The sequence below is a fragment of the Kosakonia sp. R1.Fl genome, from assembly GCF_023516815.1.
Taxonomy (GTDB): Bacteria; Pseudomonadota; Gammaproteobacteria; order Enterobacterales; family Enterobacteriaceae; genus Kosakonia.
In genome coordinates this window covers 4,614,354-4,638,948 of record NZ_JAMGSQ010000001.1, presented here as the reverse complement: position 1 = coordinate 4,638,948, position 24,595 = coordinate 4,614,354, and the positions used below count along the sequence as shown (strand labels likewise).

Annotated in this window: 17 protein-coding genes; 7 read left to right on the top strand and 10 right to left on the bottom strand. The window is 52.2% G+C overall.

The window, feature by feature from the left end:
- Nucleotides 1–153: 153 nt before the first annotated feature.
- The 5 genes from infA to trxB all read right to left on the bottom strand — a co-directional run bounded on the left by infA (nt 154) and on the right by trxB (nt 6,039).
- Nucleotides 154–372 carry a translation initiation factor IF-1 gene (gene infA / locus M8Q36_RS21900; protein ID WP_001040187.1) on the bottom strand — a complete coding sequence of 73 codons (219 nt, stop codon included), beginning with the start codon at nt 370–372 and terminating at the stop codon, nt 154–156.
- A gap of 289 nt (nt 373–661) precedes the next feature.
- Nucleotides 662–1,363 carry a leucyl/phenylalanyl-tRNA--protein transferase gene (gene aat, locus M8Q36_RS21895; protein ID WP_249882360.1) on the bottom strand — a complete coding sequence of 234 codons (702 nt, stop codon included), beginning with the start codon at nt 1,361–1,363 and terminating at the stop codon, nt 662–664.
- A 106-nt stretch (nt 1,364–1,469) separates the two neighbouring features.
- Nucleotides 1,470–3,191, bottom strand: a complete 1,722-nt coding sequence (gene cydC / locus M8Q36_RS21890) for a heme ABC transporter ATP-binding protein/permease CydC (protein WP_249882359.1) — start codon at nt 3,189–3,191, stop codon at nt 1,470–1,472.
- Entirely contained in the window at nt 3,192–4,958 is a 1,767-nt protein-coding gene (gene cydD / locus M8Q36_RS21885; protein ID WP_249882358.1) for a heme ABC transporter permease/ATP-binding protein CydD, read from the bottom strand.
- Between the two features lie 115 nt (nt 4,959–5,073).
- Nucleotides 5,074–6,039 (bottom strand): thioredoxin-disulfide reductase, encoded by a 966-nt coding sequence (trxB, locus tag M8Q36_RS21880; RefSeq protein WP_020457224.1) that lies wholly within the window; start codon nt 6,037–6,039, stop codon nt 5,074–5,076.
- 554 nt (nt 6,040–6,593) lie between these two features.
- Between trxB and lrp the strand changes: the two genes are divergently transcribed.
- Together lrp and ftsK are read left to right on the top strand one after the other, a co-directional pair.
- Nucleotides 6,594–7,088 carry a leucine-responsive transcriptional regulator Lrp gene (lrp, locus tag M8Q36_RS21875; protein ID WP_000228469.1) on the top strand — a complete coding sequence of 165 codons (495 nt, stop codon included), beginning with the start codon at nt 6,594–6,596 and terminating at the stop codon, nt 7,086–7,088.
- Between the two features lie 120 nt (nt 7,089–7,208).
- A complete protein-coding gene (ftsK, locus tag M8Q36_RS21870) occupies nt 7,209–11,225 on the top strand; it encodes a DNA translocase FtsK (RefSeq protein ID WP_249882357.1) in 4,017 nt (1,338 codons plus the stop codon).
- A 69-nt stretch (nt 11,226–11,294) separates the two neighbouring features.
- Here the strand turns inward: ftsK and M8Q36_RS21865 are convergent, their stop codons facing one another.
- Complete coding sequence (locus tag M8Q36_RS21865) at nt 11,295–11,972, bottom strand: hypothetical protein (protein WP_249882356.1); 678 nt, start codon at nt 11,970–11,972, stop codon at nt 11,295–11,297.
- A 325-nt stretch (nt 11,973–12,297) separates the two neighbouring features.
- Between M8Q36_RS21865 and lolA the strand changes: the two genes are divergently transcribed.
- From lolA to M8Q36_RS21845, 4 genes are all read left to right on the top strand, one after another.
- Nucleotides 12,298–12,909, top strand: coding sequence for an outer membrane lipoprotein periplasmic chaperone LolA (lolA, locus tag M8Q36_RS21860; protein ID WP_249882355.1), 612 nt, complete (start codon nt 12,298–12,300; stop codon nt 12,907–12,909).
- A gap of 9 nt (nt 12,910–12,918) precedes the next feature.
- Nucleotides 12,919–14,262 carry a replication-associated recombination protein RarA gene (gene rarA / locus M8Q36_RS21855; protein ID WP_086871898.1) on the top strand — a complete coding sequence of 448 codons (1,344 nt, stop codon included), beginning with the start codon at nt 12,919–12,921 and terminating at the stop codon, nt 14,260–14,262.
- A 91-nt stretch (nt 14,263–14,353) separates the two neighbouring features.
- Nucleotides 14,354–15,646 carry a serine--tRNA ligase gene (gene serS, locus M8Q36_RS21850; RefSeq protein ID WP_249882354.1) on the top strand — a complete coding sequence of 431 codons (1,293 nt, stop codon included), beginning with the start codon at nt 14,354–14,356 and terminating at the stop codon, nt 15,644–15,646.
- 454 nt (nt 15,647–16,100) lie between these two features.
- Nucleotides 16,101–17,249, top strand: a complete 1,149-nt coding sequence (locus M8Q36_RS21845) for an MFS transporter (RefSeq protein ID WP_249882353.1) — start codon at nt 16,101–16,103, stop codon at nt 17,247–17,249.
- A 66-nt stretch (nt 17,250–17,315) separates the two neighbouring features.
- Here M8Q36_RS21845 and pflA read toward each other — a convergent pair whose 3' ends face one another.
- From pflA to ycaO, 4 genes are all read right to left on the bottom strand, one after another.
- Complete coding sequence (pflA, locus tag M8Q36_RS21840) at nt 17,316–18,056, bottom strand: pyruvate formate lyase 1-activating protein (RefSeq protein ID WP_020457230.1); 741 nt, start codon at nt 18,054–18,056, stop codon at nt 17,316–17,318.
- Between the two features lie 194 nt (nt 18,057–18,250).
- The gene (gene pflB, locus M8Q36_RS21835) at nt 18,251–20,533 is read right to left on the bottom strand and encodes a formate C-acetyltransferase (RefSeq protein WP_249882352.1); all 2,283 of its coding nucleotides are present in this window, start codon (nt 20,531–20,533) and stop codon (nt 18,251–18,253) included.
- Nucleotides 20,534–20,584: 51 nt separating this feature from the next.
- The gene (focA, locus tag M8Q36_RS21830) at nt 20,585–21,442 is read right to left on the bottom strand and encodes a formate transporter FocA (protein ID WP_200553099.1); all 858 of its coding nucleotides are present in this window, start codon (nt 21,440–21,442) and stop codon (nt 20,585–20,587) included.
- 406 nt (nt 21,443–21,848) lie between these two features.
- Nucleotides 21,849–23,609, bottom strand: a complete 1,761-nt coding sequence (gene ycaO, locus M8Q36_RS21825; protein ID WP_249882351.1) for a 30S ribosomal protein S12 methylthiotransferase accessory factor YcaO — start codon at nt 23,607–23,609, stop codon at nt 21,849–21,851.
- Between the two features lie 136 nt (nt 23,610–23,745).
- On the opposite strand from ycaO, the gene M8Q36_RS21820 reads away from it, so the two are divergent.
- Nucleotides 23,746–24,438 carry a DUF421 domain-containing protein gene (locus M8Q36_RS21820; protein WP_097406920.1) on the top strand — a complete coding sequence of 231 codons (693 nt, stop codon included), beginning with the start codon at nt 23,746–23,748 and terminating at the stop codon, nt 24,436–24,438.
- The last annotated feature ends 157 nt before the right edge of the window (nt 24,439–24,595 follow it).

Here is a 24,595-nt window from a genome sequence, read left to right as displayed (position 1 = left end):
TCCTCCCGCGTGATGACATTTGTCAGGTTTGATTATAGACAATTGTCGTTATTGGTTAAAGTCTAATCAGGAAGGATAGGCGTAAGAAAAACAAAAGGCCGGGGGTTACCCGGCCTTCAAAATAGGTGCACTTAGCTGTGCTGATGGAAGATCTTAGCGGCTACGGAAGACAATGCGGCCTTTGCTCAGGTCGTACGGGGTCAGTTCCACAGTCACTTTATCGCCCGTCAGAATGCGGATGTAGTTTTTACGCATTTTACCGGAGATATGCGCAGTGACCACGTGACCGTTTTCCAGTTCTACGCGGAACATCGTATTAGGCAACGTTTCAAGAACGGTACCCTGCATCTCAATATTGTCTTCTTTGGCCATCTAATCCTCGGGGGTATCACTACCATAATTTTTGAACCGGCAAGATAATGCCGAAGTTCGTCTGTTAAGTAAAGATTTGCGCTGATAAAACGCAGCAAAACGACTTTTGCCAGTTACCCTCACGCCAACAGCCAGGACGCGCTAAAAGCGCAACCGTAAAGGGGAGCGGTGGAGTAAAGCGAAGGGCATCCCTGATACGAACAACTCCCGGGTGGGGCGGGGCAACAGGCAAAAGCTGCTCTGAGCGTCCATTATAACACCCTGATAAAAAATGTGCCGAAAACATTCGTCAGCGCGATGAAAACAGCGTTCGGGGCACCCAGAAGTGGGAAGAGAGCGGAAGTTTGCGCATTTTCTCGAGATGTAAAAGGTAATCCCGACGCGGGATCTCAATGGCACCGAGCGACGCAGTATGGCTGTTCAGGACCTGGCAATCAATTAACTCGCCGCCCATGCGTACAAATTCGCCGCTGAAAACAAGCAACGCTGTTTTGGAGGCATTTACACGGCGACTAAACATTGATTCACCGCAGAACAGCGCACCTTGTGACACGCCATACATCCCACCCACCAACTCGTTACCTTCCCAGACTTCAATCGAGTGCGCATGCCCCAGCTCATGAAGGCGATGATAAGCCATCACCACGTCAGGCGTGATCCACGTGCCCTCATCGCGATCCTGCGAGCAGCCATCGATCACCTGACCAAAAGCATGATTCAGCGTTACGCGATAGGGAGAGGTTTTATGAAAACGCTTCATGCTGCGGCTGATATGAAATGTTTCCGGCCACAGCACGGCGCGCGGATCGGGCGACCACCACAGGATTGGGTCGCCAGGCGAGAACCAGGGGAAGATGCCGCGCTGGTAGGCCATCAACAGACGCGCCGGACTGAGATCGCCGCCCAGCGCCAGCAGTCCATTGGGTTCACGCAACGCCGCTTCGGGCGAAGGAAAAGCGATTGAATGACGAGAGAGCTGCACCAGGCGCATGACTTCTGTGCTCCACAACGCGACAAGGGACCCTACTTACTATCGTCATTTTGGCCGTTCCACTTTAACGTTGCCGTTACAGAAACGGCAAAATGACGAATAGTCACTACAGACGCTGCTTAAACTGGTAGTACCGACCCTGTTTCGCCATTAACGCTGCGTGATTACCTTGCTCAATTATTTGCCCGTTGTCCATCACAATTATCCGATCGCAACGCGCCAGTCCGCGCAGACGGTGTGTGACCATCAGCAGCGTTTTGCCTTTCATCACATCACCCAGTAATTCAAGAATTTGGCTCTCTGTAGCAGCATCCAGACCTTCGGTCGGTTCGTCCAGAAGCACCAGCGGGGCATCATGCAATAACGCACGAGCAATCGCCAGACGGCGTAGTTCACCACCGGATAGCTGGCGTCCACCTTCGCCGAGCCAGGCATTCAGACCATTATCCTCAAGCAGTTTTTCCAGCCCAACGCGGGTTAGCATCGCACTCAGTGTGTCGTCATTGGCTTGCGGTGAGGCCAGCAGCAAGTTATCTCGCAGCGTCGCGCTGAACAGATGCACGCGCTGGGGCACCATACTGATAAGTTTGCGTAAATCAGCTTCCGCAAAGCTAGCAAGCGGCTGGTCATTGAGACGAATCTCTCCTTGCTGCGGATCCCATGCGCGCGTCAGTAATTGCAATAACGTGGATTTTCCGCACCCGGTGCGGCCAAGGATTGCCACATGTTCTCCGGCGGCAATCGATAAAGAAATTGAGTCCAGCGCACGCTGCGGTTGGCCTGGGTAGCTAAATGTCAGGGCATCGAATTGCACGGCGACATCTGTTGGCGTGATGACACTATTTTGCTGGAACGTCACTTCCGGCTGGCATTCCGTTACCTGCGTGATGCGTATGGCGGAAGCAATAACCTGACCCAGGTGCTGGAATGCACCGGTTACCGGGGCCAGCGCTTCGAAAGCCGCAAGCGCACAGAAGACAAACAGCGCAATCAATGCGCCAGGCTGCGTGTTACCACCAATATCGGCGGACGCAAACCACAGCATAACCAACACCGCTGTGCCGCTGATGAGTAGCATCACGGCCTGCGAGACAGCACTCAGATCGGACTGACGGCGCTGGGCGTCATGCCAGCTAAGTTCGGTGTTTTCTAACTGCGCACGATATCGCTGGCTGGCACCAAAAATGGTTAATTCCGCCTGGCCTTGCAGCCAGCTGGTTAATTGCTGGCGATACTGCCCGCGCAGGGCAGTCAGACTTTCGCCGGTCGGCTTGCCCGCGCGGTAAAATAACGGCGGCAGGATAATCAAGGTTGCCAGCATGATACCGCCCAACATCAGTGCCAGCGGTATGTCCAGTACGCTTAAACCCAGGGTAACAACAATGATCACCACCAGTGCACCAACCAGCGGGGAGATCACGCGCAGGTAAAGGTGATCGAGCGTGTCGACATCGGCGACGACGCGGTTCAGCAACTCGCCCTGGCGAAAACGCGCCAGCCCGGCAGGGGAGAGGGGGAGCAGTTTACTGAATGTCGAAACGCGCAAATGTTCCAGAACGCGAAACGTCGCATCATGGCTTACCAGTCGTTCAAAATAGCGCCCGGCAGTACGAATAATCGCTGCGCCACGCACACCGGCGGCGGGCAGCATATAGTTAAAACTGTAGATCCCCGCGACGCCAACCACGGCGCACGCAGAGAGGAACCAGCCGGAGAGCGTCAGCAAGCTAATACTGGCCAGCAAAGTGATAACGGCGAGGATAACCCCGAGCATCAACATCCACTTGTGGCGTTTATACAGTGCGAGATAAGGCAGTAATGCGCGCATTTAAATCTCCTCCTGGCGATGGGCGAGGAGATCCGCGAAGATCCCCTGCGCAGCAACGAGTTCGGCGTAGCTGCCTTGTTCCATAATCTGGCCATCCTGCATTACCCAGATAGCATCCCAGTCGGCCAGGTTTTCTAACTGGTGCGTCACCATCAGGGTCGTTTGCTGGCGCGAAGCATCGGTAAGTGCCTGCATCACGCGTTGCTCACTGTGGGCATCAAGGCTGGCGGAAGGTTCGTCCAGTAGCAGCAGTTTGCAGGGAGAGAGCAGCGCACGGGCAACGGCTACGCGCTGTGCCTGGCCAACAGAGAGACGTACCGCCTGATCGCCTGGCTGGGTCTCCAGCCCCTCTGGCAGCAGTGGCAGAAACTCACTGACCCAGGCTTTATCCAGAACGGCTTGCAGCTCCGCATCGCTGGCAGTGGGGCGTGACAGCAGCACATTTTCGCGCAACGTGATAGCGGGAAGTTGCGGATTTTGCCCAACCCAGCTTATCGCTTCGCGCCAGCTATCCGGCTCTAACTCACTCAGTTCGATGCCGTTAACGCGCAATGAACCTTCATAAGGCAGAAAACCGGAAAGTACATTGATAAGCGAACTCTTGCCGGAGCCGCTTCTTCCTACCACGACGACGCGCTGACCTGCGGACAGGGAAAAATTGAGCGGCCCGGCGAGCACCGTGCCTTCGGGTGATTTCAGCAGCAAATCGCTTGCCGTTAGCGTTACCGGCTCATCGGTTTTCAGCGTGAGATCACCTCGCTGCGGATGTGCGAGCGGCGCTTCCATAAAGGTTTTCAGGCTATCCGCTGCGCCAATCGCCTGGGCTTTAGCGTGATAAAAGGTACCGAGATCGCGCAGCGGCTGGAAGAACTCCGGTGCCAAAATTAACGTGAGAAAACCGGCGAACAGGGTTACGCCAGCCCCGTAGTGACCAAAATTCAGCTCGCCAAGGTAGGAAAAACCGAAATAGACCGCCACCAACGCAATCGATAACGAGGTGAAGAACTCCAGCACGCCGGAAGACAAGAAGGCCATGCGCAGTACTTCCATGGTTCGGCTACGAAAATCCTGCGAGGCTTGACGAATATTTTCTGTTTCCGCCGCGCCCCGGCCAAAAATGCGCAATGTTTCCATCCCACGTAAGCGGTCAAGGAAGTGGCCGCTCAGGCGCGCCAGCGCTTTAAAGTTACGGCGGTTGGCGTCCGCCGCGCCCATACCAACCATTGCCATAAAGAGCGGAATTAACGGAGCTGTACCCAGCAATATGAGCGCTGCTGCCCAGTTAATTGGGAACAGGGTGATAACAATCAGCAGCGGTACGCTCGCCGCCAGCGCCATTTGCGGCAAGTAGCGGGCATAGAAATCATGCATATCATCGATTTGCTCAAGTATCAGCGTGGCCCAGCTTCCGGCGGGTTTCCCCTGGATCCACGCCGGACCGGCCTGATGCAGTCGATCAAGAACCTGACGACGGATTTCGAAGCGAATATGCGCACCTGCATGGAAACCGACACGTTCACGTAGCCAGACTACCCAACTGCGCAGGATAAAAATCAGAACCAACAAGGTGAACGGCAGTAACAGGGCTTCGCGCGGGATATTCTCCATAATCATATGGTTCAGAATACGCGCCATAATCCAGGCTTGCGCGACGATCAGCACGCCGCTGACCACGCCGAGCAGGCGGGAGAGCGTCAGCCAGCGACGGGAAATAATACTTTGCTGTTTTAACCAGCGGGTCAGTTCTTGTTGACGGGTTTTATTCATTGCGCGCTTTGCAGGTGAAGTTATCGGATTTTTGAGCTGGCGCAATGTTACATCGGGGCAAAAATAAAGGCGACTTATAGTCGCCTTTTTTACCTTTGTTACTGAGTTGTAAAGATTATTTACGTTCAGCAAGCCCGTCGAGGTAGCGTTCTGCATCCAGCGCGGCCATACAGCCCGTGCCCGCAGAAGTGATCGCCTGACGGTAAATATGATCCATGACATCACCGGCAGCAAAGACGCCAGGAACACTGGTTTGCGTGGCATTGCCATGAATACCGGACTGCACTTTGATGTAGCCGTTTTCCAGCGCCAGTTGACCTTCAAAGATAGCCGTGTTCGGACTGTGACCAATAGCCACAAACAGACCTGCAACCTCCAGCGATTCGACGTTGTCTGCATTCTGCGTATCGCGCAGGCGCAGGCCGCTAACGCCCATCTGGTCGCCCGTTACCTCTTCCAGCGTACGGTGGGTGTGCAATACGATATTGCCGCTTTCCACTTTATCCATCAGGCGCTTGATGAGGATTTTTTCCGCGCGGAAGGTGTCACGGCGATGGATCAGATGCACTTCAGAGGCAATATTTGCCAGATACAGCGCTTCTTCCACTGCGGTGTTACCGCCGCCGATCACCGCGACTTTCTGGTTGCGGTAGAAGAAACCGTCACAGGTTGCACAGGCGGAAACGCCGCGGCCTTTGAATGCTTCTTCAGACGCCAGGCCCAAATAACGCGCAGACGCGCCAGTGGCAATAATCAATGCGTCGCAGGTGTACTCGCCGCTGTCGCCAGTCAGGCGGAACGGACGATTTTGCAAATCCACGCTGTTGATATGATCGAAAATGATTTCGGTATCAAATTTGGTGGCATGCTCATGCATGCGTTCCATCAGCAGTGGCCCGGTCAGATCGTGCGGGTCGCCCGGCCAGTTTTCCACTTCAGTGGTGGTGGTGAGCTGGCCGCCTTTTTCCATACCGGTAATCAGCACCGGTTGCAGGTTTGCGCGCGCAGCATAGACCGCAGCGGTATAACCGGCAGGGCCTGAACCAAGGATAAGCAGCTTACTGTGTTTGGCCGTACCCATGAGATCCTCATTGTTGTTTGGCAGACATTGGGCTGGATTGTAGGGAATTTACCGGCGTAAAAAAAGGGTGCAGCGATTTTGTTAACGATATGTGTAATAGAAAGGACCGATGGTTGAGGGGGCTGTTAACCGGCTAAATATAATAATTCCTACTGAAAAAGGGGCAGTTATAAGGTGATAAAATGATGATTAGGGAACGAGCCTGATGAATATCTGGCATGTTGTACTAAAAAAAGATGTTTTGCTTTGACAATCCCCTGCGCATTTGCGAAAACATCAAAGGAAGAAAAAAAGCAGTGTTTCGCGCGTGACGCAAATTCATGCATGTAAATGCCATTTTTACCGGGCTAGCGAAATCTACGTATGGCGTGGACAGACGCCATTCGTGATATCGATAGCTGCCCCAGGCAACGGTCTTCTCAATACTGCCCCTGGGATTACGTGACGCGCTAATTTAAATTACGCGCCGCGTAGCGCGACGGGCAAAGACTCTGAACAGTGAAGTGCACAGGGTCAAGACAGGAGTAGGGAAGGAATACAGAGAGACAATAATAATGGTAGATAGCAAGAAGCGCCCTGGCAAAGATCTCGACCGCATCGATCGTAATATTCTGAACGAATTGCAAAAAGATGGGCGTATTTCCAACGTCGAGCTTTCTAAACGAGTGGGGCTTTCCCCAACGCCATGCCTTGAGCGTGTGCGCAGGCTGGAAAGACAAGGGTTTATTCAGGGCTATACGGCGCTGCTGAACCCGCATTATCTGGATGCATCACTTCTGGTATTTGTTGAGATTACTCTGAATCGTGGCGCGCCGGATGTGTTTGAACAATTCAACGCCGCAGTGCAAAAACTTGAAGAGATTCAAGAGTGTCATCTGGTTTCAGGCGATTTCGACTACCTGTTGAAGACGCGTGTGCCGGATATGTCGGCTTACCGCAAACTGTTAGGGGAAACCCTGCTGCGTCTGCCGGGCGTTAATGACACCCGCACATATGTGGTAATGGAAGAAGTCAAACAGAGCAATCGTCTGGTAATTAAGACGCGCTAATACGGAACAGGTGCAAAATCGCTGTTTTTTGATTACACTCCTGTTAATCCATACAGCAACAGTGCCGGGGAGACCCGGCGCTGTTGTCCGTTTTAGCATCAAGGACCTGGAGAGCCTGTCTTGAGCCAGGAATACACCGAAGACAAAGAAGTCACACTGACCAAGTTAAGCAGCGGACGTCGACTCCTGGAGGCGTTGCTGATCCTCGTTTCACTTTCTGCCGTCTGGTTAATGGCAGCGCTTCTCAGCTTTAACCCGTCCGATCCGAGTTGGTCGCAAACGGCCTGGCATGAGCCTATCCATAATCTTGGCGGCGTGCCTGGCGCATGGCTTGCCGATACGCTGTTTTTCATTTTCGGCATCATGGCTTATACCATTCCGGTGATCATTATCGGTGGCTGCTGGTTTGCCTATCGCCATCGGGCCAGTGAAGACTATATCGACTATTTTGCCGTATCGCTGCGCATGATTGGCGCGCTGGCGCTGATCCTCACTTCTTGTGGTCTGGCGGCGATTAATGCGGATGATATTTGGTATTTTGCCTCCGGCGGCGTCATTGGCAGCTTGCTCAGTACCACGTTACAACCCTTGTTGCGTAGCAGTGGCGGCACACTGGCGCTACTCTGTATCTGGGCCGCCGGTTTGACGCTGTTCACCGGGTGGTCATGGGTGACCATTGCCGAGAAAATTGGCAGTGTGATCCTCAACATTCTCACTTTTGCCAGTAATCGTACCCGTCGTGATGACACCTGGGTCGATGACGAAGAGTATGAAGAGGATGATGAAGATAAAGGTGATATGGACGCGCCGCGTGAATCTCGTCGTACCCGTATTCTGCGTGGCGCGCTGGCACGGCGAAAACGCGTTGCCGAAAAGTTTGCGAATCCGATGGGGCGCAAAACGGATGAGGCGTTGTTCTCCGGCAAGCGGATGGATGACGATGAAGACGATATTGCTTATAGCGCTCGCGGCATCCCTGCGGATGCTGACGATGTGTTGTTCTCCGGGCATCGCGCAACTGAATCTGAACAGGAATACGATCCGCTGCTCAATGGTCGCAGTATAACGGCACCTGTTGCCGCCGCTGCGGCCGCGACGACTGTCGCTGCCCAGGCTTATGCCGCGCCGGTTGATCCGGTTGTGCAGGCGCCGCAGGAAATTGAATGGCCCTATGCGCAGCCCTCTGTACAGCAGGCCGCTACGCATCAGCCAGATGAACAGAACTCTCTTGCTTCTTACCAGCCTGTAACAAACCCGTCGGTTTCGCAGGAAGGTGCATATGCTTCTGCACAATACGCAGAACCACAGTGGCAGCAGCCTGTCGCACAGGATAGCTGGACGCCAGAATCTCCGGTGACGGCGCAGCCGCAAGAAGACGATATTTATACGCAGCCGGTACACGATCCGCTGCCATGGCAGGGTGAGCCGCAGCCGCAAATCTCCCCGGCACCAGAACTCGTAGTCGAACCTGAACCTGTCGTTGAAGACGTGAAACAGACTCGTCCACCGCTCTATTACTTCGAAGAAGTAGAGGAGAAACGTGCACGCGAGCGTGAGCAACTGGCGGCGTGGTATCAGCCGATTCCTGAGTCTGAAAATATTGAACCGGTTTCGAAACACGTTGCGCCGACTATGCCATCTATACCGCCGGTTGAAGCCACTGTTGCACCAGTAGCAGCCGGGGTACAGCAGGCCGCCAGTAGTGTCGCTGCGACAACCACTGCCGCAGGTCCGGTATTCAGCCTTGCAGCTGGTGGCACACCGCGTCCGCAGGTGAAAGAGGGAATTGGCCCGCAGCTTCCGCGTCCGAACCGGGTGCGTGTACCGACGCGCCGTGAGCTGGCTTCTTATGGCATTAAACTACCGTCTCAGCGGATGGCCGAAGAGCGCGCACGCGAAGAAGATGAAACGCGCCATCATCACGATCAATTCACAGAAGACGATGCTGATATGCAGCAGCAGGATGAACTGGCACGCCAGTTCGCCGCCACGCAGCACCATCGCTATGGTGATGGATTCCAGCATGAGACGCCGCAATCCCAGTCGCAGCATGCTGTATCGAGTGAAGAAGACGCCGAAGAGGCGGAACTCGCGCGCCAGTTCGCTGCGTCGCAGCAGCAGCGGTATGCGGGTGAGCAACCTGCCGGGGCTCAGGCGTTTATGCCAGAGGACTTTGCATTCTCGCCAATGAAGACGCTGGTAGATGATGGCCCTGGCGAACCACTGTTTACACCAGGCGTAATGCCGGAGCAGGAATCTCCTGCGCATCATCAACAACAATCGCAACAGCATTATCAGCAGCCAGCTCACCAACCTGTTGCACAGCCGCAGCAGTATCAGCAGCCGGCGCAGCAACCTGTCGTACAGCCGCAGCAGTATCAGCAGCCAGCTCATCAAGCTGTTGCACAGCCGCAGCAATATCAGCAGCCGGTGCATCAACCTGTTGCACAGCCGCAGCAATATCAGCAGCCGGTGCATCAACCTGTTGCACAGCCGCAGCAGTATCAGCAGCCGGCGCAGCAACCTGTCGCACAGCCGCAGCATTATCAGCAGCCAGCTCACCAACCTGTGGCGCAACCGCAGCCGCAAGAAAGCCTGATTCATCCGTTGCTAATGCGTAATGGCGACAGTCGGCCGATGCAAAAACCGACAACACCGCTGCCGTCGCTGGATTTACTGACGCAGCCGCCAGCGGAAGTAGAACCGGTAGACACGTTTGCGCTGGAACAGATGGCGCGTCTGGTGGAAGCGCGACTGGCGGATTTCCGCATTAAAGCTGATGTGGTCAACTATTCTCCAGGCCCGGTTATCACACGTTTTGAGTTGAATCTTGCACCAGGTGTGAAAGCTGCGCGTATTTCGAACCTCTCCCGCGATCTGGCACGTTCGTTGTCGACTGTTGCAGTGCGTGTAGTGGAAGTTATTCCGGGTAAACCGTATGTGGGTCTGGAACTGCCGAACAAGAAACGCCAAACCGTTTACCTGCGTGAAGTACTGGACTGCGTGAAATTCCGCGAAAACCCGTCACCGCTGACGGTGGTGCTGGGGAAAGATATCGCGGGCGATCCGGTAATAGCCGACCTGGCGAAGATGCCGCACCTGTTAGTTGCGGGTACAACTGGTTCAGGTAAATCGGTGGGCGTGAATGCTATGATCCTCAGCATGCTGTATAAAGCGACGCCGGAAGAGGTGCGCTTTATCATGATCGACCCGAAAATGCTTGAGCTATCAGTGTATGAGGGGATCCCGCACCTGCTTACCGAAGTCGTTACCGACATGAAAGACGCGGCTAACGCCTTGCGCTGGAGCGTCAACGAAATGGAGCGTCGCTACAAGCTGATGTCGGCGCTTGGCGTGCGAAACCTGGCGGGATATAACGAAAAGATCGCTGAAGCAGCGCGGATGGGCCGCCCGATCCCGGATCCTTACTGGAAACCGGGTGACAGCATGGATGTCGAACATCCGGTGCTGGAAAAACTGCCGTATATCGTGGTGCTGGTGGATGAATTCGCCGATTTGATGATGACTGTCGGTAAGAAAGTGGAAGAGCTGATTGCGCGTCTGGCGCAAAAAGCGCGCGCTGCGGGTATTCACCTGGTACTGGCGACTCAGCGTCCGTCAGTGGATGTCATTACTGGCCTGATTAAAGCCAACATCCCGACACGTATCGCGTTTACCGTTTCGAGCAAAATTGACTCGCGTACCATCCTCGATCAGGGCGGTGCAGAATCGCTGCTGGGGATGGGGGATATGCTCTATTCCGGCCCGAACTCGACTTCTGCACCCGTGCGTGTACATGGTGCATTCGTTCGCGACCAGGAAGTGCACGCCGTTGTGCAGGACTGGAAAGCGCGCGGGCGTCCACAGTATGTCGATGGCATTACCTCGGATAGCGAAAGCGAAGGCGGTGCAGGTGGCGGTTTTGAGGGGGGAGAAGAGCTGGATCCGTTATTCGATCAGGCTGTTAATTTCGTAACTGAAAAACGCAAAGCTTCTATCTCCGGCGTACAGCGCCAGTTCCGTATCGGCTACAACCGCGCAGCACGTATCATCGAGCAGATGGAAGCGCAGGGGATCGTCAGCGAACAAGGGCATAACGGAAACCGTGAAGTGCTGGCGCCGCCGCCGTTTGACTAATATTTTAACAGCACTATTCTGCCTCCATTTGCGGGAATTATCGACAATGGAGGCAGATTATGCAGATGGTTAACGATATTTATTAATTTTTTCTAACTCATCCAATTCAGACTTCAAAGTAGATAAGCTATCGCTTTCTTGGGTGATAGCAGTAGTGTTAAGGCCACAGTCAGAGGCGGAACTTGTATAGGTTACGGTTTCGAAATACTTCCCGGTGCTATCATGGTTACCATGATAGCACTTATATGTAACTGGTTGGTTATTTCCATTTGCAATAGCCGTTTTCAATACCTCAATTCTTCTTGGTAACCATTCATAATTCTTCCAATCTATAAGTAACTGATCCTCGGGGTTTATAAAAAAAGCATCCAACGTTGTAGATGCTCTATCACTGTATTTTTCCACAGTGACTTCCATCACAGCTGTTTCTTGCTGGTGATCTCCATAAATCCTTGTGGCCCAACATTTCATAGGATATTCAACAATATGGTCAAAGTGTGGCCCATTTATACTTCTGATGTTGGTAATGGCCACAACATCACGCTCAGATGTTGTATGAGTTCGATTATAGTAATTAATAAATTGAGGGGACTTAAAATACTCATTAGCGCAAAACAGGAATGGTGCCCTATTGGAATTTGTCCTGTCGTCTAAAAATACCCAGTTAGTTAAATACCCATCCGTAGTGAGCGCCTTACAACCTGCCAGAAATAATGGCAGTGTCAATATTAATGGCCTAAGATTCATAAATATTCCCTGTTAACTCTACTGTTGATAAAATCATTAAAGATGAGCTTAAGTTAAATTGCTGAAACGTTATGACGTAATTGTTGGATTGTATTATGTTCAGATGATTACGAATATACTATAGGTTTTTTAAGGTGATTGAAATTATGAACTTATTTTCAAAAAGATGAGCATCTTTAGAGATGCTGTCTTTTGCCTAAGTGTAAGGCTTAGCTAGTCGATTTCAGTTTTTTTACCAGGAAACTACGCTGCTGAATTGTTATAGTAGGGGCAGTTATTTGTTTAGTCAGTTGACTGGCAGTATGGGAAAATTTAAGGAATCAAGATGAAAAAAATTGCCATCGCCTGCGCTTTATTTGTCAGCTTTGCCGCCAGCAATGTCTGGGCTGATGCTTCAAGCGACCTGAAAAGCCGTCTCGATAAAGTCAGCAGCTTTCACGCGACCTTCACTCAAAAAGTGACTGACGGCAGTGGCGCTGCGGTGCAGGAAGGTCAGGGCGACCTGTGGGTGAAACGTCCAAACTTGTTCAACTGGCACATGACCCAGCCGGATGAAAGTGTTCTGGTGTCAGATGGTAAAACGCTGTGGTTCTACAACCCATTTGTTGAGCAGGCAACAGCGACCTGGCTGAAAGATGCCACGGGTAACACGCCATTTATGCTGATTGCCCGTAACCAGGCAAGCGACTGGCAGCAGTACAATATTGAGCAGAAGGGGGACGATTTTGTGCTGACGCCGAAAGGCAACAACGGCAACCTGAAACAGTTCACCATCAACGTGGGGCGTGATGGCACTATCCATCAATTTAGCGCCATTGAGCAGGACGATCAGCGCAGCAGCTATCAGCTGAAATCACAGCAAAATGGCACCGTTGATGCGTCTAAATTTACCTTTACCCCGCCGAAGGGCGTAACGGTTGACGATCAGCGCAAGTAAGAGGCGTGCATGAGTAACATGTCGCTCGACTTTTCCGATAATGCGTTTCAACCTCTGGCCGCACGTATGCGGCCAGAAAATTTAGCGCAGTACATTGGTCAGCAACATCTGTTTGCGCCGGGTAAGCCACTCCCGCGCGCGATTGAAGCTGGTCACTTACACTCTATGATTCTATGGGGACCGCCTGGAACGGGCAAAACCACGCTCGCCGAAGTGATTGCGCGTTATGCCAGTGCGGATGTGGAGCGCATTTCGGCAGTGACCTCCGGGGTGAAAGAGATCCGCGAAGCTATTGAGCGCGCGCGTCAAAACCGCAATGCCGGGCGCCGTACCATTCTGTTTGTCGATGAAGTTCATCGCTTTAATAAAAGCCAGCAGGACGCTTTTCTGCCGCATATTGAAGACGGCACTATCACTTTTATTGGCGCGACGACGGAAAACCCCTCTTTTGAACTCAATTCTGCATTGCTGTCTCGTGCGCGCGTTTATTTGCTTAAATCGCTGACCACCGAGGATATCGAACAGGTCTTAACGCAGGCAATGGAAGACAAAGCGCGCGGTTACGGCGGGCAGGATATTGTTCTGCCGGATGAAACCCGACGGGCGATTGCCGAGCTAGTTGGCGGTGATGCGCGCCGGGCGCTAAATACGCTTGAGATGATGGCGGATATGGCGGAACTCGACAGTTCCGGTAAGCGTGTATTAAAGCCAGAACTGCTTACGGAAATTGCCGGTGAACGCAGCGCCCGTTTCGACAACAAAGGCGATCGGTTTTACGATTTGATCTCCGCGTTGCACAAATCGGTCCGCGGCAGTGCGCCGGATGCTGCGCTTTATTGGTATGCGCGAATTATCACCGCCGGTGGCGATCCTTTATATGTCGCGCGCCGCTGCCTGGCGATTGCCTCTGAAGATGTCGGTAACGCCGATCCGCGTGCGATGCAGGTCGCGATTGCCGCCTGGGATTGTTTTACACGCGTTGGTCCTGCAGAAGGCGAACGTGCGATTGCGCAGGCGATCGTCTACCTTGCCTGCGCGCCGAAAAGTAATGCGGTTTATACCGCCTTCAAAGCGGCACTGGCGGATGCGCGCGATCGCCCCGATTATGACGTGCCGGTTCATCTGCGTAATGCGCCAACCAAACTGATGAAGGAGATGGGCTACGGGCAGGAGTATCGCTACGCGCATGACGAACCCAATGCCTATGCCGCCGGGGAAGAGTATTTCCCGCAAGAACTGGCACAGACACGTTATTATCATCCCTCGACAAGAGGCCTTGAAGGTAAGATTGGTGAAAAGCTCGCCTGGCTTACCGAACAGGATCATAAAAGCCCTATAAAACGCTATCGCTAGTGCGGGCGTTGCGGTAAGGTTACGGCTTACACCATCGACCGCAGGCTGCGGTCGTATTCTTTTATTTCAATTCGATAAGCACAGGAAAAGCATGCTCGATCCCAATCTGCTGCGTACCGAGCCAGACGCAGTCGCTGAAAAACTGGCACGCCGGGGCTTTAAGCTGGATGTAGATAAATTACGCGCTTTAGAAGAGCGTCGTAAAGTCCTGCAAGTTAATACTGAAAACTTGCAGGCGGAACGCAACTCGCGATCGAAATCCATTGGCCAGGCGAAAGCACGCGGGGAAGATATCGAGCCTTTACGCCTGGAAGTGAACAAGCTGGGTGAAGAGCTGGACGCGGCTAAAGCGGAGCTGGAAACGCTGTTGGCTGAGATCCGCGACATCGCACTGACAATCCCTAACCTGCCAGACGATTGTGTTCCAGTCGGCCGTGACGAAAACGACAACGTTGAGGTCAGCCGTTGGGGTACGCCGCGCAAGTTCGATTTTGACATTCGCGATCACGTGACGCTGGGTGAGATGCACAGCGGGCTGGATTTCGCCGCAGCGGTGAAACTTACTGGCTCTCGCTTTGTGGTGATGAAAGGGCAGATTGCGCGTATGCACCGTGCGCTGGCGCAGTTCATGCTGGATTTGCACACCGAACAGCACGGTTACGCAGAGAACTATGTTCCGTATCTGGTCAACCAGGATACGCTGTACGGCACCGGGCAGTTACCGAAATTCGCGGGTGATTTATTCCACACCCGTCCGCTGGAAGAAGAAGCGGACAGCAGCAATTACGCGTTAATCCCGACTGCCGAAGTTCCGCTGACGAACCTGGTGCGTGATGAGATCATTGATGAAGATGATCTGCCGATCAAAATGACTGCCCACACGCCATGTTTCCGTTCAGAAGCGGGATCTTATGGGCGTGATACGCGTGGTCTCATCCGTATGCACCAGTTCGATAAAGTTGAAATGGTGCAGATCGTTCGCCCGGAAGATTCTATGGCGGCACTGGAAGAGATGACTGGTCACGCTGAGAAAGTGTTGCAGTTGCTGGGGCTTCCTTATCGTAAAGTGCTGCTGTGCTCGGGCGATATGGGCTTCGGTGCATGCAAAACCTACGATCTGGAAGTGTGGGTACCGGCACAGGATACTTACCGCGAAATCTCTTCCTGTTCTAACGTGTGGGATTTCCAGGCTCGTCGTATGCAGGCGCGCTGCCGTAGCAAGTCCGACAAGAAAACCCGTCTGGTTCATACGCTGAATGGTTCCGGTCTGGCAGTTGGCCGTACGCTGGTGGCGGTAATGGAAAACTATCAGCAGGCTGATGGGCGAATTGAAGTACCGGCAGTACTGCGTCCGTACATGAACGGCCTTGAGTACATCGGCTAATCATTTGCCTGTAGTAAATATTGATTCTGAAAGCGCCTGCGGGCGCTTTTTTATTGCTTACTTAAAACCACGCCCTGTGGGCGGGGTCAGCAGCAGGTTCGGGTTTAACGTCCACAGAACTGGCTGAAGCTTCTTCACATTTTTTTGGCAGGCCCTTCACGGATGAGAACAATGCAGCCTGCTGTGGAGGGTAATAATTTTACGGCACCTGTTCAGCCATTTTATTCCGGCATTCATCATGAATTTTTTCGACCGATAATTCTGCCTGTTTGCAAAAGTATTCTTTTATTTTCAATAGAGTGAATCGTGTCGTCCATTGTTAGGCCCAATGCTGGATAAGTTTTACGAATCGTCGTGGCACAAAACGTGTCAGCGTCCAAAATCCGTGGATTGACAATGTTCTTACCGGTGGCATGATGCGCACGCAAACTGAACTTCCTCACGGTTTTTATCCATGTCCATCTATACCCGGCCAGTGCTGCTATTGCTCTGTGGCTTAATGCTGTTGACGCTGGCGATCGCGACGTTAAATACGCTCGTACCGCTCTGGCTCGCCCACGAAAACTTACCGACCTGGCAGGTGGGGATGGTGGGTTCTTCCTACTTCACTGGCAATTTGCTGGGTACGTTACTGACCGGGCGATTAATTCGCCGTCTGGGTTTTAACCGCAGTTATTATCTTGCTTCGCTGATTTTTGCCGCAGGCTGTGTTGGCCTGGGGCTAATGATTGGCTTCTGGAGCTGGATGGTTTGGCGCTTTATCGCTGGTGTGGGCTGCGCGATGATTTGGGTGGTTGTGGAAAGCGCCCTGATGTGCAGCGGTACATCGCGCAATCGTGGGCGCCTGTTGGCAGCTTATATGATGGTTTACTACGTCGGCACAGTGCTTGGCCAGGTGATGGTCAGTAAGCTGCCGACAGATCTGATGAGCGTACTGCCGTGGACGACTACGCTGGTGTTAACGGCGATCCTGCCGCTGCTGTTTACTCGCATTGTCAACCAGCAGAGTGAAGAGCAGGCTCCGACCTCGGTATGGCCGATGCTGCGCCTGCGCCATGCTCGCCTGGGCGTGAATGGCTGTATTATCTCCGGGATCATCCTTGGTTCGCTGTACGGCTTGATGCCGCTTTATCTTTCGCACCAGGGGATCAGCGATTCGGGGATTGGTTTCTGGATGGCGCTGATGGTTAGCGCCGGTATTGTAGGGCAGTGGCCGATTGGTCGGCTGGCAGATCGTTTTGGTCGCCTGCTGGTGCTGCGTGTGCAGGTGTTTGTCGTGATCGTGGGATGTTTTGCGATGTTGAGCAATGCCGCTATGGCCCCCGCGCTTTTTGTGCTCGGGACGGCGGGCTTTACCCTTTATCCGGTAGCGATGGCATGGGCCTGTGAGAAAGTGGAACATCACCAACTTGTGGCAATGAACCAGGCGCTGCTATTAAGTTACACCGTTGGCAGCCTGCTTGGACCGACGCTGACCGCAATGCTGATGCAAAACTACTCAGATAGCTTGCTGTTTATCATGATCGCGGGTGTGTCGTTTATCTATCTGGTGATGCTGATGCGCAAACCAGGGCATCACCGAACGCCGGTGGCGCATGCCTGATATACGCCGCTTGATAAATAAAAAAGCCACAACTCAGCGTTGTGGCTTTTTTGTCTCAGGGACGGCTCAGTACATCACTTTGTGACCGTACTGCTCCAGGATACCTTTTACGCGCTCCATGGTCTCTTTCTTCGGCGGGTGAATACCGTCCAGCTTATACTCTTCACCCATTGCCACCCATTTATGCTTGCCCAGCTCGTGATAAGGCAGCAGTTCGATTTTCTCGACGTTGCCCATGTCGCGGGTAAATTCACCAAGTCGATGTGCGGAATCGTCATCGTCAGACCAGCCGGGTACCACGACGTAACGGATCCAGACGTTGATATTTTTCTTCGATAAATACTGAGCGAATTCAAGGGTCCGGTGATTGGATACGCCGACCAGATTCTGGTGGATCTCATCGTTCATTTGCTTGAGATCGAGCATCACCAAGTCGGTAACTTCCAGCAATTCATCAATCACCGGATCGTAACGGCGCACAAAGCCGTTAGTATCGAGGCAGGTGTGGATGCCCTCTTTTTTACAGGCACGAAACCAGTCGCGAACGAATTCTGCCTGCAAGATTGCTTCTCCACCGGATGCCGTGACGCCACCGCCGGAGGCGTTCATAAAGTGCCGATAGGTAACGACGTCTTTCATTAGTTCTTCAACGGTGATCTCTTTGCCACCGTGTGTATCCCAGGTATCGCGGTTGTGGCAATACAGGCAGCGCATCAGGCAGCCCTGGAAGAAGGTGATAAAACGGATGCCCGGGCCGTCGACCGTGCCGCAGGATTCAAAGGAGTGGATGCGACCAATAACTGACATTGCGGTGTTTTCTCCAGATGTGGCCCATCCGGGGCCTGTGTCTGCGCAGTTTAATTCCTTCTGCGCTAAGTCTGTTTTGGCAGACATCCAGCAAGTATAGATGGCTGACAAAGCACACTTCAGGTGTTAAAAAGGCCCCACAGTCGTGGAGCCTTTATTATACGCTTTTTACTGCGTAGTTTCAGTCAATACCATTACATGGTCTGAGTGAAAGTACGAGTAATAACGTCCTGCTGCTGTTCTTTAGTCAGGGAGTTAAAGCGTACGGCATAACCAGAAACACGGATGGTCAGCTGCGGATATTTTTCCGGGTTTTCCATCGCGTCGAGCAGCATTTCGCGGTTCATGACGTTCACGTTCAGGTGCTGGCCACCTTCGATGGACGCTTCGTGATGGAAGTAACCATCCATCAGACCCGCCAGGTTGGTTTTACGCACTTCATCGTCTTTACCCAGCGCATTCGGCACGATAGAGAAGGTGTAAGAGATACCATCTTTAGCGTAAGCAAACGGCAGTTTAGCAACGGAAGTCAGAGAGGCAACAGCACCTTTCTGGTCACGGCCGTGCATCGGGTTAGCACCCGGTCCGAACGGCGCACCAGCGCGACGGCCATCCGGGGTGTTACCTGTTTTCTTACCGTACACAACGTTAGAAGTGATGGTCAGAACAGACTGAGTCGGGATAGCGTTGCGGTAAGTGGTCAGTTTCTGAATTTTCTTCATGAAACGTTCAACCAGGTCAACCGCCATATCATCAACGCGAGCGTCGTTGTTACCAAACTGCGGATATTCGCCTTCGATTTCGAAGTCGATAGCCAGACCGTCTTCGTCACGAATCGGTTTAACTTTCGCGTATTTGATAGCAGACAGGGAGTCAGCCGCTACGGACAGACCAGCGATACCGCAAGCCATGGTACGGATAACGTCACGATCGTGCAGCGCCATCAGTGAAGCTTCGTAGCTGTATTTGTCGTGCATGTAGTGGATGATGTTCAGCGCGGTGACGTACTGTTTAGCCAGCCAATCCATGAAATGATCCATACGATCCATCACTTCGTCGAATTTCAGCACGTCGCCTTTGATCGGTTCAGATTTCGGACCAACCTGCATTTTCAGTTTTTCATCAACGCCGCCGTTGATGGCGTACAGCATGGTTTTCGCCAGGTTAGCACGCGCACCGAAGAACTGCATTTGTTTACCCACAACCATCGGGCTTACACAGCAAGCAATTGCGTAGTCATCGTTGTTGAAGTCCGGACGCATCAGATCATCGTTCTCATACTGCAGAGAAGAGGTATCGATGGAGACTTTCGCAGCGAATTTTTTAAAGTTCAGCGGCAGTTTTTCAGACCACAGAACAGTGATGTTCGGTTCCGGAGACGGGCCCATGGTGTACAGGGTGTTCAGGAAACGGAAGCTGTTTTTGGAAACCAGCGTACGGCCATCAACGCCCATACCACCGATAGATTCAGTTGCCCAAATCGGGTCGCCAGAGAACAGTTCATCATATTCAGGAGTACGCAGGAAGCGAACCATACGCAGTTTCATGACCAGGTGGTCAATCATTTCCTGCGCGTCTTGCTCAGTGATTTTACCTGCTTTCAGGTCACGTTCGATGTACACGTCCAGGAAGGTGGATACGCGACCGAAGGACATTGCAGCGCCGTTCTGAGACTTAACAGCGGCCAGGTAACCGAAGTAGGTCCACTGGATTGCTTCCTGGGCGTTGGTAGCCGGACCAGAGATATCGCAACCGTATTTCGCTGCCATCTCTTTGATCTGACCCAGTGCGCGGTGCTGTTCAGCAATTTCTTCACGCAGACGGATAGTCGCTTCCAGGTTTACGCCATTTTCCAGATCAGACTGCAGAGACTGGAACTGAGCGTATTTGTCTTTCATCAGGAAGTCGATGCCGTACAGCGCAACGCGACGGTAGTCACCAATGATACGACCGCGGCCGTAAGCATCCGGCAGACCGGTCAGAACACCGGATTTACGGCAGTTCAGAATGTCTTTGGTATAAACATCGAATACACCCTGGTTATGGGTTTTACGGTATTCGGTAAAGATTTTTTTAAGTTGCGGATCCAGTTCGCGGTTGTACGCTTTGCAGGAACCTTCAACCATTTTGATGCCGCCGAACGGGATGATTGCGCGTTTCAGCGGAGCTTCAGTCTGCAGACCAACAATTTTCTCTAACGCTTTGTTGATGTAGCCAGCGTCGTGAGAAGTGATAGTGGAGGCAACGGAGGTGTCAAAATCAACTGGCGCGTGGGTGCGGTTTTCCAGTTTAACGCCTTCCATGACTTTGTCCCACAGTTTGGTGGTCGCGTCAGTAGCGCCAGCCAGGAAGGACTCATCGCCTTCGTACGGGGTGTAGTTTTTCTGGATAAAGTCACGTACGTTGACTTCTTTCTGCCAGTCACCTTTCGCAAAACCTTCCCAGGCTGTGGCTAATTTTTCATTAAGCTCGGACATGTAACACCTACCTTCTTAAGTGGATTTTTTATTTACTGCCTGGAACAACCATTAATGATGGTCGTTGCCACGCAGGTAAATGACCCAGTATGTCAACCCGACTAATAATCCTCCACCGATGATATTCCCGATTGTTACGGGGATCAGGTTATCAGTGATGAAATTCATAATGGTCAGGTGAGAGAAACTTTCCGGGCTGGAACCAACTGCGGTCCAGAACTCCGGGCTTGCAAAGTTGCGAATTACAATACCCATCGGGATCATAAACATATTCGCAATACTGTGTTCAAAACCGCTGGCAACAAACATCGCCACCGGCAGAACCATAATCATGGCTTTATCCATCAGGCTGCGGCCGGAATAACTCATCCACACGGCCATACAAACCATCAGGTTAGCCAGAATGCCCAGCGCCACGGCTTCAATAAATGTATGGTGTACTTTATGGTCTGCGGTTTGTAGCACGTTTAAGCCCCAGCCACCGTTGGCGACCATATACTCGCCAGACAACCACATTAACAACACAAACAGTAGTGCACCCACCAGGTTGCCGACGTAGACGTTAATCCAGTTGCGGGCCAGTTGCCCCCAGGTAATACGTCCACTGGCTTTAGCCACGACAATCAGTACGGTTGAAGTAAAGAGATCTGCACCGCAAATGATGCAAAGAATCAGCCCCAGTGAGAAGCAGACACCACCGATCAGTTTAGCAATACCGTACGGCATTGCGCCGGTACCTGTGGTGGCGGTGATGTAGAAAACGAAAGCAATGGAGATAAACACGCCTGCGGTAATCGCAAGATAGAAAGTCTTAAGCGGATGTTTAGTCGCTTTATAGACGCCAGCTTCTTCGGCAACTTTGGCCATCTCGGCTGGAAGAATAAGATCAAAAGGGTTGTCAGCTTTCACACTAACTCTCTCTTTATTAAGTCGGCGACGAGATACTAACAAAGCATTATAGAAGAGAATTTGATATGGATCATATCTCGCCTGGCTTATAGGACCGCAAAGAGCGTGGTTTTTCTACGAATGCGGAGTAACTTGTTGATTATAAAAATAAAAATAAATTTTAAAAATTGCAAAATGAGTTGAATTTTTTTATATGACCTCCCAAAAAACAGTTAATTAAAATGGAGTAATTGCCATAAGAAGTAACAATATTAGTCGGAGTGGATAATTATATTTACCCATATTTAACTTTAATATTACATATGGCTGTCATTGCCAAAAAAATAAATAAAACGGGGCAATGAAATTGCCCCGTAATATAGCGTAGACCACTCATTAAGCCTACATATTGTCGTACTATTTGTCGTTATTTCGACCAGAATGCCCGTTTGGCTCGTTGTAATTTTTCGTAAGCCGCTAACAGCGACTGATGCGCCGGGAATGCCTGCAGGGAACCGTCTGCCGCTTGCAGGCCATAGAACGGTGCTTCTCCGCTTAATGCGGCGCTAGCGGCTTCAACTGCTTGCGCACCATACATACGTACGAATGCATTCAGGTATTGCAGCGGCTCGCGCTCCTCTTCCTGCGCCAGTAGTAATAATGTCTGCAGGCAGCGGTAGTAGTTTGCCCGTTCGGCGCTAAAGATCGAAGCGTTGAATTCCATCGTCCATTCAGTCCAGGCTAATGCCTGATCCAAATCGCCGCCTGCCAGCGCCAGCATCGCTTTTAGCTCGCCAATGCGCAGCGTGTACCAGCCATTGTCTTTACCGGTCGCCAGACCCAACAGCTCGCGAACGCGGGTGAAGTCATCATGACCTTCGTCATCAAGCTGCGCGATAAGGTTGAGGTACTCCTCTTTTTCCCATTCACTGCCAGGCAAAGAGAGGATGGTTTCGCGTAAATGGCTGCCCATGGTGTTGTTCGCCAGCCACAGATCTTCCGCCGGATAAATATCGGACATGCCAGGCACCAGAATACGGCAGGCGTAAACGCCCAGATGCTCATAATCGGCAATATAGACTTCTTTATCTTCTGCCTTAAAGATAGCCATGAGTGTGGCGAACTCTTCTTCCGTCGTGCCTGCGAAGCTCCAGTCAACAAACGGATAATCCGCATCCTGCTTGAACAGATCCCAGGAGATCAAACCGCTGGAGTCGATAAAATGCGTTTCGAGGTTGGCATGCTCGGCCACTTCTTCATCATCAAACGTTGGCGGTGTGAAGACATCCAGATCTTTCAACCCGCGGCCTTGCAGCAGCTCGGTAACAGTACGCTCGAGCGCCACACCGAAATCAGGGTGCGCGCCAAAAGAGGCAAAACAGGTGCCGTTGGCCGGGTTGAACAGGACAACACAGATAACCGGGTATTTACCGCCCAGGGAACCGTCGTAAGCGAAGATCGGGAAACCTTCCGCTTCCAGTTTGGCAATCGCTTCGACAACGCCCGGGTAGCGCGCCAGCACATCCTGCGGAATTTCTGGCAGGCTGATGCTCTCGGCAATAATGCGATTTTTAATATGGCGTTCGAACACTTCTGACAGCCCCTGCACGCGGGCTTCATTGCGCGTGTTCCCGGCGGACATGCCGTTAGAAACATATAAGTTACCGACGATATTCATCGGGATATAAACTGTCTGCTCATCAGACTGGCGGGTAAACGGCAGGGCGCAGATACCGCGCTCATCATTGTCGGATTGCAGATCAACGAGCATCCCGGCAGCCAGTTCGTTCTGCGGATCGTAGTAGGCGCGCAGACGCGCATCCAGAATGCCTTCCGGCAGAGAATCATCTTCCGGCAGCGGGAACCATTTCTCATTCGGATAATGAACGAACGGGCTCTGAGCGATAGCATCACCCAACCAGAAATCAGCGAAGAAGTAGTTGGTGGACAGACGCTCGAAATACTCGCCCAGCGCAGAGGCCAGCGCGGCTTTTTTGGTCGCACCTTTGCCGTTGGTGAAGCACAGCGCGCACTCTTTATCGCGAATATGCACTGACCAGACGTTTGGCACCGGATTCAGCCATGAGGCCTCTTCGATGTTAAAACCGAGATCGGTGAGCTTTTGCTGGAAGCGAGCGATGGAATCTTCCAGCGCGGCGTCTTTGCCGGGAATAAATGTTTGAGTCATGGCGGTCACTTTTTTCGTACGTAAAGCGCGCAATGATACGGGTTTTGCGTGACTGACGCTATCTTCCACGTCTGACCGACGAAAATAAAACTTATGGCTATGATTAAGAAAAGTAACGACTGTTCAGGCATAAAAAATGAAAGCGTTTGATCTGCACCGCATGGCGCTCGACAAGGTCCCTCTTGATTTTCTCGGGGAAGTCGCACTACGTAGTGTCTATACCTTTGTTTTGGTCTTTTTATTTCTCAAAATCACCGGACGACGCGGCGTACGCCAGATGTCCCTGTTTGAGGTGCTGATAATCCTGACTCTGGGATCGGCGGCCGGGGATGTCGCTTTTTACGACGATGTTCCCATGCTGCCGGTGCTGGTGGTTTTTATCACTTTAGCGTTGCTCTATCGATTTGTGATGTGGCTGATGTCGCACAGCGAAAAGCTGGAAGATCTGCTGGAAGGCAAACCGGTTGTCATTGTCGAGAATGGCGAACTGGCCTGGGAAAAGGTGCATGCGGCAAACATGACCGAGTTCGAGTTCTTTATGGAGCTACGTTTAAATGGCGTGGAACAACTCGGACAGATTCGTCTGGCAATAATGGAAACCAACGGTCAAATCAGCGTTTACTACTTCCCGGACGATGAGGTGAAACCCGGGTTATGTATTTTGCCTGAAGGTTGCAGTGAGCGTTTCACGACGGTTCCCGAAGCGGGGGATTATGTTTGTGTCCGCTGCAGTAAAATTGTCGCCATGCATAAAGGGGAAAAGCAATCTTGCCCGCGTTGTGCAAATCCGGAATGGTCGAAGGCAAGCCGGGCTGTTCGCGTGACATAACAGCGTTTTTATCGGGTCTGGGGTGAGCAAACAAAACTTTCTGCTATGTGAGTTAGCGCACATCTTGCCGCTGGCGCCCATTACCCGTTGCGGCGCGTAGCGCTGAATGATAAAACCGATGTCACAGGAATAACTTATTGCTTTATAGCGTGGTGAG

Bases quoted from the DNA above. Each gene is read 5' to 3' on its own strand.
- pflB (WP_249882352.1), bottom strand. From the start codon at position 20,533: ATGTCCGAGCTTAATGAAAAATTAGCCACAGCCTGGGAAGGTTTTGCG.
- M8Q36_RS21820 (WP_097406920.1), top strand. From the start codon at position 23,746: ATGAAAGCGTTTGATCTGCACCGCATGGCGCTCGACAAGGTCCCTCTT.
- pflA (WP_020457230.1), bottom strand. From the start codon at position 18,056: ATGTCAGTTATTGGTCGCATCCACTCCTTTGAATCCTGCGGCACGGTC.
- M8Q36_RS21865 (WP_249882356.1), bottom strand. From the start codon at position 11,972: ATGAATCTTAGGCCATTAATATTGACACTGCCATTATTTCTGGCAGGT.
- lolA (WP_249882355.1), top strand. From the start codon at position 12,298: ATGAAAAAAATTGCCATCGCCTGCGCTTTATTTGTCAGCTTTGCCGCC.
- infA (WP_001040187.1), bottom strand. From the start codon at position 372: ATGGCCAAAGAAGACAATATTGAGATGCAGGGTACCGTTCTTGAAACG.
- ycaO (WP_249882351.1), bottom strand. From the start codon at position 23,609: ATGACTCAAACATTTATTCCCGGCAAAGACGCCGCGCTGGAAGATTCC.
- cydD (WP_249882358.1), bottom strand. From the start codon at position 4,958: ATGAATAAAACCCGTCAACAAGAACTGACCCGCTGGTTAAAACAGCAA.
- serS (WP_249882354.1), top strand. From the start codon at position 14,354: ATGCTCGATCCCAATCTGCTGCGTACCGAGCCAGACGCAGTCGCTGAA.
- rarA (WP_086871898.1), top strand. From the start codon at position 12,919: ATGAGTAACATGTCGCTCGACTTTTCCGATAATGCGTTTCAACCTCTG.
- cydC (WP_249882359.1), bottom strand. From the start codon at position 3,191: ATGCGCGCATTACTGCCTTATCTCGCACTGTATAAACGCCACAAGTGG.
- trxB (WP_020457224.1), bottom strand. From the start codon at position 6,039: ATGGGTACGGCCAAACACAGTAAGCTGCTTATCCTTGGTTCAGGCCCT.
- lrp (WP_000228469.1), top strand. From the start codon at position 6,594: ATGGTAGATAGCAAGAAGCGCCCTGGCAAAGATCTCGACCGCATCGAT.
- aat (WP_249882360.1), bottom strand. From the start codon at position 1,363: ATGCGCCTGGTGCAGCTCTCTCGTCATTCAATCGCTTTTCCTTCGCCC.
- M8Q36_RS21845 (WP_249882353.1), top strand. From the start codon at position 16,101: ATGTCCATCTATACCCGGCCAGTGCTGCTATTGCTCTGTGGCTTAATG.